This is a genomic window from Roseovarius aestuarii, from assembly GCF_019966515.1.
In the GTDB taxonomy this organism is placed as follows: domain Bacteria; phylum Pseudomonadota; class Alphaproteobacteria; order Rhodobacterales; family Rhodobacteraceae; genus Roseovarius; species Roseovarius aestuarii.
Genome location: NZ_JAIMIB010000006.1, coordinates 159,192 through 173,250, shown reverse-complemented (window position 1 = coordinate 173,250; position 14,059 = coordinate 159,192). Strand labels below are relative to the sequence as shown.

Genomic DNA, 14,059 nt, shown 5'->3' with positions numbered 1-14,059 from the left:
CTAGCCCCCGAAAGACGCGACAGGTGGGCCAAACTGCGCGGCATCAGGCACAACCCCAAGGCCGGGCCCCTGCGGCAAGGCGATATGGCCACCCTCGATCCCGATGCCGTTTTCCGGATCGTAATTGCCCTCGATATAGGGCGCTGCCAGCCAGACACCTTCGAGCAATCGCGGGTTCACCGTGGCCCCGATATGAGTGCAGGCGGCGGCGATGATATCTCCGCCCCAACTGTCATCGCAGGTATGCGGCAGGCTCCGCGCCTCGCAGATATCGCGGAACGCCGCCATGCGCTGCAGCCCGCCGATCCGGGTGAGTTTCATGCCGAACCCGTCAACCAGCCCAGTGCCCGCAGCGCTGATGGCCGCGCCCAAATCGACGGCGCTTTCGTCCATGTAGATCGCGTGGCTGACCTGCGCGCGGATCTGGCGCAACTCATCGATGGTATTGCAGGGCTGTTCCATGATGAAGGGGATATCCGGACATTCGCGACTGACCCGCAGCGCATCCCGTGTGGCCCAGCCACGGTTGCCGTCGACCGCGAGGCGCGCCTTGCCACCAACGGTTTCCCAGACCTTGCGGATAACGGCGATATCCACCTCGACCGGGCGGCCACCAACCTTGATTTGCAGACGAGGGTAGCCCTCGGCCACCTTTTCGGCAGCAATCTGCGCGATTTCGTCGGGTTCCCCCACGCCGGTGGCGTAGTAGGAGGGCACGCTTTCGGTCGCGACACCTCCCAGCAAGTCCGCGACGCGCAGGCCGGTTGCCTTGCCGATCAGGTCAAATGCGGCAATATCCACCGCCGCCTTGGCGTAATTGTGCCCGTTCAAGAGCCGGTTCATCGCCCGGTGCAGGGTCAGCGGCACCACCTCTGCCCCGATCAGCCCCGGTGCCATTTCCATCAGCGCCGCACGCGCGCCCTTGGCATGGGCCTCGGCATAGGTAGGGCCAACCGGGCAGGTCTCGCCCCAGCCTTCCAGACCGGTATCCGAGACCATGCGCACCAGGGTCGTGTCCAGCGCCCAGACCTGCGCGTTGGCCATGGTATATGGGCCATTCCTGACCGGCAGATCGTGTTGGAAAATATGAACCTCGGCGATACGCATCAGTAATCCTGATTGAGCGCGTCGGCGGCGGGAATTTCGCGTTCGCGCCGCGCGATATAGTCCAGCAACGCCTCATTCACACCTGCATCCAGCTTGGGTTCTTCGTAGCTGCCCAGCAGATCGCGGGTGTATTTGAGCGCCCGTTCATTGATTTCGACACCGCCCTCGGCCTGCCATTGCTCGATCGAGTTATTGTCGAAAAGCTCGGGCATGAAAAACGCCCGCTGGAAGTTCTCCAGCGTGTGCGGATGACCCAGATAATGCCCGCCGGGGCCGATATCGCCGACCGCCGCCAGCGCCTCGTCAAAATCATCCCAGCGAATGCCCTCGGCCATGCGGTAAGCCATCGCGCATTGTTCTGCATCAACAACGAATTTAGCCATCGAGCAATGCATCCCGGCCTCGTTCCAGCCAGCGGAATGCCACATATAGTTGGTGCCAGCCATCTGCAGTGCCATCAGGGTTGTGGCTGACTCGTAGCCTGCCTGCGCGTCGAAGGTCTTGGCACCACCCAGCGTGTTCGAGCTGCGCCACGGCACGCCGTAATACCGCGCCATCTGACCGATCATCAGGTTCATCAGTGATATCTCGGGAGTGCCCGCCATCGGCGCGCCGGATTTCATGCTGACGGTGGAAAGGTAGTGCCCGTAGATCGCCGGGCACCCCTTGCGCACGACCTGCGTGTAAGCCAGCGCGCTCAGGGCTTCCGCATTCAGTTGCGCGACCGTCGGCGCGACCGAGGCGGGCGTGTTGGCCCCGCCCAGCACGAAAGGCGAGCACAGCACCGGCTGGTTGCGTTTATTGAACGCCCGCATCGCGCCCAGCATGGTTTCATCCCACACCAGTGGCGAGTTGCCGTTGCAATTGCCAGTGCAGACCGGATGGGTTTCCAGATACTCCTCGCCGAAAAGGATGGCGCACATCTCCATCACATCTTCTGCATTCTTCGGGCTGGTGGTCATGCCCATGAAGGTCTTGTCGGAATGCTTCATCGAGGAATAGGTGATGCGCAGATGCCGCTGGCTGATCGGGTGATCGTAGGGCTCAACAATGTGATGCGCCGAGGAATGCATCGCGGGCAGCATATGCGCCAGTTTGTGGAAGTTCGACAGGTCTTTCATCATCGGATTGCGGCGCTTGTCATCCAGATCGCGCAGATAGGGCGCGCCGGTCATGGGCACGAAGATCGCGTGATCACGGCCGAAGGGCAGGTTATTGGCCGGATTACGAGCGTGATAGGTGAAGGTTTCGGGGATCGAGGCAATGAGTTCCCGCACCAACCCGCGATCGAGATAAACGGTTTCACCGATGATCTTGGCCCCGGCCCTGCGCCAGTCCTCAAGCGCGATATCATCGCGGAAATGCACGCCTACGTTTTCCAGGATATGCATCGAGGCCGCATCGATCCGTTCGATCTGTTCGGCATCCATCGGCTCGGTCAGCGGCAGGTTGCGTTTGAGCGCTGGCAACATGGTGAAATCCCGCGCCTGTCGCGCCGACTTCCGTGCCCCACGTCCGCGACGGACAGTGCCTACTGCGTCAACGCTCATCCAACATTGTCCCCTTCGGATGGATCGCTGAGGTCGATCCAGATTGTCTTGAGCTGGGTGAACTGGTCATGGGCGTGGACGGAATTGTCGCGTCCACCAAAACCCGATTGCTTGAAGCCGCCAAAGGGTGTCGAGATGTCGCCCTCGCCGTAGCAGTTGACAGTCACCGTACCTGCCTTGATCTCGCGCGCGGCGCGGATGGCTTGCCGTGTGTTGGCGGTGAATACCGAGGCCGCGAGGCCATAGGACGTGTCGTTGGCAATCTGGATCGCCTCTTCGGTGCTGGCGACCTCAATGACACTGAGGATGGGGCCGAAGATCTCTTCCCGGGCTTTCTCGTCCGAGGGTTTGACCTCGTAAATCGTGGGCGGCACGAAATTGCCCTTGGTCTTGCCACCGACCAGCGCCTTGCCCTTCAGGTAATTGCCGACCTTCTTGCAATGTTCCGCATCGATCAGCGCGCCCAGATGGTTCTGCGGGTCCAGCGGATCGCCGGTTTTCCAGTCCCGCGTGCGGGCCAGGATGCGTTCCATCAACGGCTCCTTGACCGATTTATGTACGATCAGCCGGGAACTGGCCGAGCAGTTCTCACCCATGTTCCAGAAAGCCGCATTGACCACATGTTCGGCCACATGATCCAGGTTTTCCGCATCCGCCAGCACAACGGCGGGGTTCTTGCCGCCGCATTCCAGCGTGATTTCCTTCATGTTGCTGTCGGCGGCATAGCGCAGGAAGCGTTTGCCGGTTTCGGTCGAGCCGGTGAAGCTGACCATGTCGACATCCATATGCAGCCCCAGTGGCTCGCCCACCGAGGGGCCATCGCCGGGCAGCACCTGCAACACACCGCGCGGCACACCGGCCATATGGGCGATCTCGGCCAGCCGGAGCGCGGTCAGGCTGGTCTGCTCAGCGGGTTTCACAATGACCGAGTTGCCAGCCGCCAGCGCCGGGCCGATCTTCCACGCCATCATAAGAAGCGGGAAATTCCACGGCAGCACCACGCCGACCACACCCAAAGGCTCCCGCACGATCATCGAGATCGCATCATCGCCAGACGGGCCAGTCTGGTCATAGATCTTGTCGACAAGTTCCGCGTGCCATTTGATCGTGTGGATGGTCTCGGGGATGTCGATCGTTTCGCAATCCCTGATCGGCTTGCCGCTGTCGAGACTTTCCATCACCGCCAGCTCGTGGCGACGGCGGGTGATCAGCTTGCACATGCGAATGAGCACATCCTTGCGCTCGGACGGATGCAGGCGAGACCAGTGGCCTTGCTCGAACGCCTCGCGCGCTTTTTTTACCGCAAAATCAACGTCTTTGGCGTTCGCGGTGCTGATCTTGGTCAGAACCTCACCGGTGGCCGGGTTCACCGTATCCATCATCGGGCCGGAACCCTTCTGGAACTTGCCGTCGATAAACGGGGTCGCGGGCAGGTCGATCTCGGCGGCGATGGCGCCATATTCTTCGCGGGTCAGAAGGTCAGTCATTTGGCCTCTCCTGTGATTTGGGCTATCGCCGTGTTCATGGTGCGGATCACTTCCTCAAGCGCGCGTTTGTCGTCTTTGTTGAGCGGGTGCAGGGGCTTACGTGGCGGGCCGCCGGGAATGCCGCGCATGGTCAGGCCGTGTTTGATGCATTGCACGAACTTGCCACCCTGTTCGAGGACGCGCATCAGCGGCAGCATCGCTGACATGATCGCCCGGCCCTTGGTGAAATCGCCCTCAACCACACAAGCCTGATAAAGCGCGATGTGCGCCTCGGGCGCGAAATTGGATCCTGCACAGACCCAGCTTCGGGCGCCCCAGGCGAAGAATTCAAGCGCCTGATCGTCCATGCCGCAGCTGAGCGCAATATGCGGATAGTCCCGCGCCAGCATGTGCAACCGGTTGATATCGCCAGAACTTTCCTTGATTGCACAGAAATTCGGAGAGCGGCCCAAACGGTCCAGTGTCTCTTCGTCCATGTTCACGCCCATCCGGCCCGGATAATTGTACAGCATCACCGGCATGTTGGCGGCGCGGTCAACAGCGAGGCAATGTAACGCCACTTCGCGCCCGGTGGGGCAGGAATAGGGCGGGGTCGCGATCAGCAGGGCGTCAGCCCCTAACCCCTTGGCAGCCTTGGCATATTCGATACTGTTTTCGGTCCGGATGTCGCCGGTGCCCGCGATCATCGGCACGCGACCCTTGATCAGCTTGTGCACGCGCTTCATCATCCAGATGCGTTCATCAAAGGTCTGCGCGTAGTATTCGCCGGTCGTGCCCGCCACGATGATGCCATGTACCCCGGCCCCGATCAGCAACTCGACCGTGTCGGCAAGTGCTTGTTCATTCACGCTAAAGTCATCGTGATAGGGTGTCACGATCGGCGTGTAGATGCCTTCAAAGCGCATGTTTATGTTCCTTCATTGCAATCACATCCAGCGGCAGAGGATCTGGCGAGACGAATTGTTCAAGCCGGTCGCGGGAGAGGTTCCAGTGGTCGATGGTCAGGTCGACAATGATGGCCGGTTCCTGACGCTCGATCGCGACAATCATCGCGTCGTGATGATCTATCGCACTGATAACACGTGTCTTTTCGTCTTCGGATTTGGGCCGGTAGAATGTCTGGCTAAGGCGGGTGTGGTCGATCAGCATCCGTCCCAGGCTGGCGCGCAGGTACGGGTTGTGAGACATGACGCCAATTTGTTCATGAAATGAATGGTTTAGCAGGGCAGACTGGCCGGTATTTCCGGCCAGAACAGCGGCGCGAAACTGTTCCTGAATGGCCCTAAGCGGCGGAATCTCGTCAGTACGCCGATTTTCGGCGGCCAGACGAGCCACATTGGCATAAATCATCGGCGCGGTCTGGAAGAACATGCGCATGACGCCCAGATCCATCGACGCCACCTTGGCCCCCCGGTTCTGTTCGATCCGCAAATAACCTTCACCGCTAAGCCTTTGAAAAACCTCGCGCATCGGCGTCCTTGAGATACCGTAGTGATCACATAGGGATACCTCGTCCAGATCAGTTCCCGGCGCGATATCCAGCATCAGGATACGCATGCGCAGGTCTTCGAGACAGGCAAGTTTCTTGTCTTTGGACATCGATTCTCCTCACTTGAATACATTTTGTATACACTTCGAATACCGAGTCCAGAAAAATCCTGACCCGATATGGAAAAACGTACGTCCCGTACGGCATGTACGCGAATTACGTACGTTTCAAATTTGATGAGCGCAATGAAGAGGAAAGGCGGTCAGACCCCGAGATACCGGTCGGTCAGATCCGCTGTCAGATCGCCGAAATCACCGGCCCAGACCGAACGGCCCTTTTCAAGGATGACAGCGCGGTCGGCGACGGCGGCAAGTTCGGACAGGGATTTGTCGATCACCAGAATGGCCATGCCGGTGTCGCGCTTCAATCGGGCGATGGCGGCCCAGATCTGTTGCCGGATGACCGGAGCCAACCCTTCGGTCGCCTCGTCCAAGATCAGCAGGCGGGGATTGGTCATCAGCGCACGGCCGATGGCGAGCATCTGCTGTTCGCCGCCCGAGAGCGAGGCAGCGGATTGATCGCGCCTCTCGGCGAGGGCCGGGAAAAGCTGTGCAACGGTTTCAAAGGTCCAGTCGCCGGGACGGGCGGCGGCGATCAGGTTTTCATGCACGGTAAGGTTGGTGAAACAGCGACGACCCTCGGGCACCAGACCGATGCCAAGGCGGGCCGCGCGAAACGACGGCAGCGCGGTCAGGTCGCGACCATCAAACGTGACCTTACCGTCGGGGTTTCCCAGCAGGCGGCAGATCACCTTGACGGTTGTAGACTTGCCCATGCCGTTGCGCCCCAGAAGCGCCAGCACCTGCCCTTCGTCCAGCGAGAACGACACGTCAAAAAGTGCCTGCGAAGGCCCGTAAAAAGCCGTGACATTCCGGAGGGACAACAGGCTCATGTCAAGGCCTCCTCACCCAGATAAGCTTCGCGTACCTGCGGGTTGGCGCGGATCTCGGCGGCGGTGCCTGTGGCGATGATCTGGCCGTAAACCAGCACGCTGATCCGGTCGGCCAGGGCAAAGACCGCGTCCATGTCGTGCTCGATCAGCAGGATCGGCGCCTGTACGCGCAGCCTGTCGAGTAGCGCCACCATCTGCGCCGTGCCCTCGGTGCCCAGACCCGCCATCGGTTCGTCCATCAGAAAGGCACGAGGTTTGAGCGTCAACGCCACGGCGACCTCTAGCTGGCGGCGGCGGCCATGAGACAGCTCGGACGTGCGGGTATTGCGGACATCGCTCAGACCAACCTGTTCAAGCGCCTGATCAGCGATGGTCAGCAGCTCTTGATCTTTCATGACACGATTGAAGAGGCGAAACACGCCGCCACGCTGTCCAAGCGCACCGAGGACCACGTTTTGCAGCACGGTATAGTCCATCGCCAATGCGGAAATCTGGAAGGTCCGACCCATGCCCAGACGGGCGCGGGCGGCGGCGCTGAGGGTGGTCACGTTGGTGCCGCCAAAAATGACGTTGCCGCTATTGGGGCGCAGGCTTCCGGTGATCTGCTTGATCAGCGTTGATTTGCCCGCGCCGTTAGGGCCGATCAGCGCGTGGATTTCACCGGCGCGCAGATCGAGTGAGATGTCCTTGCTGGCTGTGAGCGCGCCGAAGCTTTTGGTGATGCCCTTGGTGGCAAGAACAGCGTCAGTCATCCGCCACCTCCCGCCCCGCCAGCAGGCCGATGAGGCCGCCCCGCGCAAACAGCACGATCCCCAGCAGGATCGCCCCCAGATAGATATGCCAGAACTCGCTGAGGCCCCCCAGCACATGTTCGAGCAGGATGAACATTGCCGCCCCCGCCACCGGGCCATAGACCCGCCCGACACCGCCAAGGATGACGAAAACCATGATCTCACCAGAGGTTTGCCAGCTGAACATCGTGGGGCTGACGAAGCGGTTGAGATCGGCAAAAAGCGCGCCTGCCAGACCGGTGATCGCCCCCGAGATGGTGAAGGCCGCGAGATAGAGCGTGAACGGGCGCTGACCCACCGCCTGAATGCGGTCTTCATTCTGGCGCGCGGCACCAAGGGCAAGACCGAAGGACGAGCGGACGAGGCGCGCGACCAGCCACAGAACGGCCAGCAGCATCGCATAGCAGATGGCAAAAAACGTGATCGGGTCCATCGTGTTGAAGCCCGCGAACCCGTTGCGGACATAGATCGAGAGGCCATCCTCGCCGCCATAGGCGGGCCAGCTGATGGTGAAGAAGTAAAACATCTGGCCAAAGGCCAGCGTGATCATGATGAAATAGACGCCCGAGGTACGCAGTGACAGCGCGCCGATGCCAAGGGCGGCGATGGCGCTGGCGATGGTGGCGGTGAGCCAGATCACCGGCATGGATTTGGTGCCGTCGATCACGAAATGCCATTCGATCAGCGGCGTGTAGGTTTGGGCATGATAGGCTAGGATGCCCATTGCATAGCCGCCTATGCCGAAAAACGCCGCGTGGCCAAGGCTGACCAGCCCGCCGAAGCCAAGCGCGAGGTTCAGCCCGATGCCGGCAATGGCAAAGATTACCGCGCGGGTGGCCAGCGTGATGATGAACAGCTCGTCCAGTATCAGCGCGGCCAGAGGCACTGCCAGAAGCAGGACCAGAAGGGCCGCGTTGAGGGTGGTTTCGCGGATCATTCAGGCCGCCCCGAACAGGCCGCGAGGCCGAAAGATCAGCACTGCCGCCATGAGGATGTAGATCGACATGGAAGCGAGTGACGAGCCAATGGTAGTGGCCGATGACGTGTCCATGAACACCCCGAAGAAAAGCGGCAGCAGCGACCGGCCTAGCGTGTCGGTCAGGCCCACCAGAATGGCCCCGATAAATGCGCCCTTGATTGATCCGATACCGCCGATGACGATCACGACGAAAGCGAGGATCAGCACCGGCTCTCCCATGCCGACCTGCACCGACTGGATCGCGCCGATCAGCGCGCCCGCAAACCCCGCAAGCGCGGCACCAAGGGCAAAGACCAGCGTGTAAAGCCGGGCGATGTTGACACCAAGCGCGCCCACCATCTCGCGGTCATTTTCACCGGCACGAATCTGGATGCCGATGCGGGTGCGGGCGATCATCAGAAAAAGCCCGGCAGCGACGGCAAGACCCACAAGGATGATGGCAAGGCGGTATTTCGGATAGGTGATGCCAAAGGGCAGCTGCGTGCTGCCCTTGAGCCAGGCAGGCGTGTCGAGATAGAGGGGAAACGATCCGAAAAGCCATCTGGTGCCTTCAGAGAAGATCAGGATCAGCGCAAAGGTCGCCAGCACCTGATCGAGGTGATCGCGGTCATAAAGCCGTCGCATCACCGTCATCTCGACAATCACACCGGCAATGGCCGCGACAGCAAGGCTGGCCATCAGCGCCAGCAGGAACGACCCCGTGGCGGCCGCAGTCGCCGCCGCCGCAAAGGCGCCGATCATGTAGAGAGAGCCATGCGCGAGGTTGATCAGCCCCATGACGCCGAAGACCAGCGTCAAACCGGCGGCCATCAGAAACAGCATCACGCCGAACTGGAGGCCGTTCAAAAGCTGCTCGATGAATAGAAGAAGGGGCATTTGATCGTCCGGGGGTGTTCGCGCCTGCCCTACCGGTAGCGGAAAGGCGGCGCCGGGGGTATAGCGCGTTGTGACGTGGTGCGGGAATGGGCGATTTGGGCAACATATACCGAAGCCTGGACAAACCGGCGACAACAGGGCCAATGCGTCGGATGCAACACGCTGCGGGAATTGGGAAAAAGCACTGAAATCTGATGCTTCGGCGGCATTTGATCTATCCGAACAGATCCTGAATGACGTCCTCGGCAACCGAAAACCCGTGTGTCATGCCCTGACCATTTGTCATTGTAACGGCTGTCACCCCATCGGTGGGCAGCAATATAAGTGTCTCCCTGCTTGGCAGATATGCATAGTGCCCGATCCATCGCTGGGAAATCCGGGGGTCAGGCAGGGCAATCATACCGGATAAATCGCTCAGGATGAGCTGGTCAATCTCGTCGGATCGTCCGCCATCCGGGGCATCGCCATACGCATGCGAGTCACCGATCGTTATGCTGCCGTCGGGCTCCTGACATGCGATCACATGCACGCCATGCGCAAGGTGCGACGCGTAATGTGTTTTTTGATAGTCTTTAAGGGCGGGCAGGCTCGGGCAAGTTTCAAAGAGATTGTAGCGCGTCATACTCAGGCCGCCCAGAATGAAGGGCTTTAGCTGCCAGTTGTCAGGTTGCGGCGGCGTTCGCAGCATTTGCAGCTGACACCGGGTGACACCCAGCGCGCGGAATGTGTCTGGGAAAAGCGTTTCGAACTCATCTCCGCCGCAGAGAATGATCTGTCCGGCTTTGAATGTTCCCGCCGAGGTTTCGAGCGCGCCCGTTGTTACCGAGTGAACATTGGTTGAAAAGTGAAACGAGACGCCGTGTTCACTTTGCAACCAGTCAGCGATCCTGGCCAAAGCCTGACGCTGATCAACTTTCCAGGCATCCGCGCTCCACAAGCCACCAAGAAGCTGATCCGACGGCAAGTTTGGCGCGTAGTCGGACAGGGCTGACCTCGGCAACAGCTCAAGTGAATGGTCATTGTCGCGGTTAACTACGGCACTTTCCTCAAGAACCTGCATTTCCTCGGGCGCCCGAGCCAGAAACAGGCATCCCGCACGTCGCATCGCGATACCGGCGTGAAGCGCCACCTCCTGCCAGCACGCCAACGACCGCTGAGCGGCGTCAAGCTGTTTTCCCGGTGCCTGCGCCACGACAGCAAGCATACCGAAATTTCGTACGGATGCCCCACGGGCTTCCGGGGACCGTTCGAACACGGCAACGGTCAGCCCTGCCCGTACCGCATGGATGGCGTGCGCCAGCCCCATGATACCCGCGCCGACAATAGCTACATCCACCTGCTTCATCGCTGCCCGTCCCGCATACCCGACCAACCCAATTGAGCGTCATAGATTTCTTTGTTGATCAAATATGGTTCAATTGTCGGCTCCGGACAAATTCAAAGTCGGCAAAGCCCGCTGAGCCGTCATGTAACGCGCTGCCTACGGTATTTATGAACGGCGCCGGCGTCTAACCGTAGGCCGGGTCGGAACTGCTGTCTTTCCAGTTCGGCTCGAACCCCAGCACCGCGGTGTCGGGCGGCATGTTCGGGTTGAAGAGCGTGTTATGAGCGACGGTGGCCTTGTGCAACAGGTTATGGGGGGCGAGCCGCCAGACCTTACAGGTCAGATCGAAGCTTTGCACGTAGGCGTCAAAGATCAGGCGGCATTCACCGGCATCATGGATTTTCGCGGCGCCTTCTGATCCGGGTGGGAAGGTAGCGGTGAGGATATCAGAAAACTCGACCGCGTTCTGGTAGTAGCCCGCTGACAGGAACCGGATCGCGGCGTCGCGGCGCTGCGCCGGGTCGTTGGTCTTGGCAGACATGTGCACCAGTTCCGAGGTGACCGAATAGCCGGGCGATTTGCTCATCACCGTGATGATATGGCCCATCGGTTCGGCCTCGCCGGGCAGAACCACGGCGGGCATGATCGCATCATCGGGACGACCGTCCTGTTCGCGCATCGACATCTGCCGCACCCGGCATTGCCAGCGCAGGAACGCCTTGCGCAGCGGGTGGTCCGAATAGCTTTCACCCAGTTGGGAGGCGACAGAGCTCATGCGACATTCCTTTTGGTATCATTGGTCAGGGTATAGGGGCGGTCATGGCCAAGGCTGGGGATGCGGCGCTCGGTCTCGGCCACTTTATCCAGATCAATCCGGGCCTGCACAACCCCCGGCAGGGTGCCGCCATCGCTGATCACCTCGCCCCACGGATCGACCACCAGCGAATGGCCATAGCTTTCGCCGCCGCCGGGGACCGGACCAATGGCGCAGGGCGAAATGACAAAGCGCGTGGTTTCGATCGCTCGGGCGCGGTTGAGCACATGCCAATGCGCCTCGCCGGTCTTGCGGGTGAAGGCGGCGGGGCAGATGATGATCTCGGCCCCCGCCTGAGCGAGTTGGCGGAAAAGATCGGGAAAGCGCAGATCGTAACAGATCGTATGGCCGATCCTGGCAAACGGCGTGTCGTGGATCACGGCCTTGTTCCCGGCGCTGACGCAGGCGCTTTCGCGGTAGATTTCCGTTTCGCTGAGTTGAATGTCGAACATGTGGATCTTGTCGTAAGAGCCACGGATGCCGCCATTGTCATCGAGCATGTAGCCGCGATTGATGATCTTGCCGTCGGGACCGTCCACGGCGATCGAGCCGAGGTTGATCCAGACCTGCCGCTTGGCGGCAAATTCCTGCATCGCCTGCAGGAACGGATGTGCGCCCTCGGGGGCCGAGGGGGGCGTGACGCGCGGACCATCGGTTTTCAGCCCGCCGCAGTATTCCGGTAGAAACAGGATGTCCGCGCCCGCTGTTGCGGCTGAATTGGCCAGTGGCATCGCCTCGTCCAGAGCCTGTGCAAAATCGGGCATCGGGCGGGTCTGAAGGCAGGCGATATCAAGCGGGCGCGGCATGTTTTCAGTCCTTTGTCAGAACTTCATATAGGCCTTTCTGAGCGAGACCAACGGGTGACGGTCGGACATCTGATACTTGATCAGAAATTCCCGGGCGATCATGTCGCGATCCTGCTGGTTGTCGGGCAGATCATAGGATTCCGGCACCCGGACCCAACCATTGTTGTTGCGATCAAAGACGGCGGCAGCGCCCTCTTCATAGCCCATGTGCACGTCTTCAAGCCAGTTCAGATCGTCCCAGCCCATAGTTTCCATGTATTTGCTCAGGAAGGGGGTGATCCGGTCGTAATCCGGCACAAGGTTTACGTCATAGCGATAGCCAATGTGCTGACCGATTTCCTTTTCGCGTTCCGAGGCCAGGCCATCGGCATCGTTCAGGAACTGATTGACATCGGTGATTTCCGAGCCGCGGTACTGTGTTCCAGCCATTTTCTTTCTCCTTATCGGAGCGTGGGCGCCGTGCCCGGCGATCAGGTCGCCGGGCGGACAATCCACGCTTTAGAGGTGGTGATAATCTTCGACGCCGACCGTGTGGTTGGTGCCCGCAAGGGGAACACCCGCCATGGCCGAGGCTTCCATCGTGAGCGCGGCCAGATCCTCGGGCTCCAGCGAGTGGAGATAGGTCTTGCCGCAGGCACGGGCGAAAAGCTGTGCCTCGATGGTGAGCGTATGCAGGAAGTTATACACGCGCTCCGCCGCCGCATCGGGATCGAGACGCTTGCGCAGTTCCGGATCCTGCGTCGCCACGCCAACCGGGCAACGGCCCGTGTGACAGTGGTAGCAGTAGCCGGGTTCTGCCAGGATCTCTTCCTGATAGTTGGCCTCGGGAATATCCTTGTTGCAGTTCAGCGCCATCATCACCGAGTGACCGATGGCAATCGCATCTGCACCAAGCGCAATCGCCTTGGCCACGTCGGCACCGTTACGGATACCGCCCGCGTAGACCAGGCTGATTTCACCACGCTTGCCGAGATCGTCAATCGCCTTACGCGCCTGACGAATGGCCGCCATACCCGGCACGCCGGTATCTTCGGTAGCAAGGTGCGGACCGGCACCGGTGCCGCCTTCCATACCGTCGATATAGATGCTGTCCGGGTCACACTTAACGGCCATCCGAACGTCGTCATAGACGCGGCTTGCGCCGAGCTTGAGCTGGATCGGGATCTGCCAGTCGGTGGCTTCGCGGATTTCCTGGATCTTCAGCGCCAGATCGTCCGGTCCCAGCCAGTCGGGGTGACGGGCGGGTGACCGCTGGTCGATCCCGGCAGGCAAGCTGCGCATCTCGGCAACCTGGTCGGTCACTTTCTGACCCATCAGGTGACCACCAAGGCCAACCTTACAGCCCTGACCGATGAAGAATTCGCAACCATCCGCCAGAACCAGATGGTTCGGGTTGAAGCCGTAGCGTGACTGGATGCACTGGTAGAACCATTTGGAGCTATAGCGCCGCTCGTCCGGGATCATCCCGCCTTCGCCGGAACACGTCGCCGTGCCAGCCATCGTGGCACCTCGGGCCAGCGCGGTCTTTGCCTCATAGGACAAAGCGCCGAATGACATGCCGGTCACATAGACCGGGATATCAAGCACCAGCGGGTTCTTGGCACGAGGGCCAATCACGGTCTGGGTTTCACATTTCTCGCGGTAGCCTTCGATCACGAAACGCGTCAGCGTGCCGGGCAGGAAGGTCAGGTCATCCCAGTGTGGGATTTTCTTGAAGAGCGAGAAACCCCGCATCCGGTAGCGGCCAAGTTCGGACTTGATATGGATATCGTCCATCACCGCAGGGGGGAAGATGAAGCTGTCACCGATACGGTTGGTATCGCGCGCCAGCGGTTTTTTCTTGGGCAGATCGCCGTCAGCCATTGTACTGTTCCTTTCGCTGGG

14 protein-coding genes are annotated in these 14,059 nt (G+C 60.4%); all 14 read right to left on the bottom strand.

Annotated features, from left to right (window positions below; all coding sequences use genetic code 11):
* The 14 genes from LC334_RS10050 to LC334_RS09985 all read right to left on the bottom strand — a co-directional run bounded on the left by LC334_RS10050 (position 1) and on the right by LC334_RS09985 (position 14,038).
* Complete coding sequence (locus LC334_RS10050) at positions 1–1,107, bottom strand: mandelate racemase/muconate lactonizing enzyme family protein (protein ID WP_085800261.1); 1,107 nt, start codon at positions 1,105–1,107, stop codon at positions 1–3.
* The gene (locus tag LC334_RS10045; protein WP_085800262.1) at positions 1,107–2,657 is read right to left on the bottom strand and encodes a trimethylamine methyltransferase family protein; all 1,551 of its coding nucleotides are present in this window, start codon (positions 2,655–2,657) and stop codon (positions 1,107–1,109) included. Before LC334_RS10045 ends, LC334_RS10050 begins: the two co-directional genes overlap by 1 nt.
* A complete protein-coding gene (locus tag LC334_RS10040) occupies positions 2,654–4,144 on the bottom strand; it encodes an aldehyde dehydrogenase (RefSeq protein ID WP_085800263.1) in 1,491 nt (496 codons plus the stop codon). The genes LC334_RS10045 and LC334_RS10040 overlap by 4 nt, the downstream gene beginning before the upstream one ends.
* Entirely contained in the window at positions 4,141–5,049 is a 909-nt protein-coding gene (locus tag LC334_RS10035) for a dihydrodipicolinate synthase family protein (protein ID WP_085800264.1), read from the bottom strand. Before LC334_RS10035 ends, LC334_RS10040 begins: the two co-directional genes overlap by 4 nt.
* Positions 5,039–5,743 (bottom strand): GntR family transcriptional regulator, encoded by a 705-nt coding sequence (locus LC334_RS10030; protein WP_085800265.1) that lies wholly within the window; start codon positions 5,741–5,743, stop codon positions 5,039–5,041. The genes LC334_RS10035 and LC334_RS10030 overlap by 11 nt, the downstream gene beginning before the upstream one ends.
* A 152-nt stretch (positions 5,744–5,895) precedes the next feature.
* A complete protein-coding gene (locus tag LC334_RS10025) occupies positions 5,896–6,585 on the bottom strand; it encodes an ABC transporter ATP-binding protein (RefSeq protein WP_085800266.1) in 690 nt (229 codons plus the stop codon).
* Positions 6,582–7,337 (bottom strand): ABC transporter ATP-binding protein, encoded by a 756-nt coding sequence (locus LC334_RS10020; protein WP_085800267.1) that lies wholly within the window; start codon positions 7,335–7,337, stop codon positions 6,582–6,584. Before LC334_RS10020 ends, LC334_RS10025 begins: the two co-directional genes overlap by 4 nt.
* Positions 7,330–8,313, bottom strand: a complete 984-nt coding sequence (locus tag LC334_RS10015; protein ID WP_085800268.1) for a branched-chain amino acid ABC transporter permease — start codon at positions 8,311–8,313, stop codon at positions 7,330–7,332. The genes LC334_RS10020 and LC334_RS10015 overlap by 8 nt, the downstream gene beginning before the upstream one ends.
* A complete protein-coding gene (locus LC334_RS10010) occupies positions 8,314–9,231 on the bottom strand; it encodes a branched-chain amino acid ABC transporter permease (RefSeq protein ID WP_085800269.1) in 918 nt (305 codons plus the stop codon).
* Between the two features lie 214 nt (positions 9,232–9,445).
* Positions 9,446–10,576, bottom strand: a complete 1,131-nt coding sequence (locus LC334_RS10005) for a TIGR03364 family FAD-dependent oxidoreductase (protein WP_085800270.1) — start codon at positions 10,574–10,576, stop codon at positions 9,446–9,448.
* 163 nt (positions 10,577–10,739) lie between these two features.
* Positions 10,740–11,330, bottom strand: a complete 591-nt coding sequence (locus LC334_RS10000; RefSeq protein WP_085800271.1) for a hypothetical protein — start codon at positions 11,328–11,330, stop codon at positions 10,740–10,742.
* The gene (locus LC334_RS09995) at positions 11,327–12,175 is read right to left on the bottom strand and encodes a carbon-nitrogen hydrolase family protein (protein WP_085800272.1); all 849 of its coding nucleotides are present in this window, start codon (positions 12,173–12,175) and stop codon (positions 11,327–11,329) included. The genes LC334_RS10000 and LC334_RS09995 overlap by 4 nt, the downstream gene beginning before the upstream one ends.
* 15 nt (positions 12,176–12,190) lie before the next feature.
* On the bottom strand, positions 12,191–12,604 hold the full coding sequence (locus tag LC334_RS09990; protein ID WP_085800273.1) for a hypothetical protein: 414 nt from the start codon (positions 12,602–12,604) through the stop codon (positions 12,191–12,193).
* A 69-nt stretch (positions 12,605–12,673) separates the two neighbouring features.
* Entirely contained in the window at positions 12,674–14,038 is a 1,365-nt protein-coding gene (locus tag LC334_RS09985; protein ID WP_085800274.1) for an FMN-binding glutamate synthase family protein, read from the bottom strand.
* Positions 14,039–14,059: the final 21 nt, after the last annotated feature.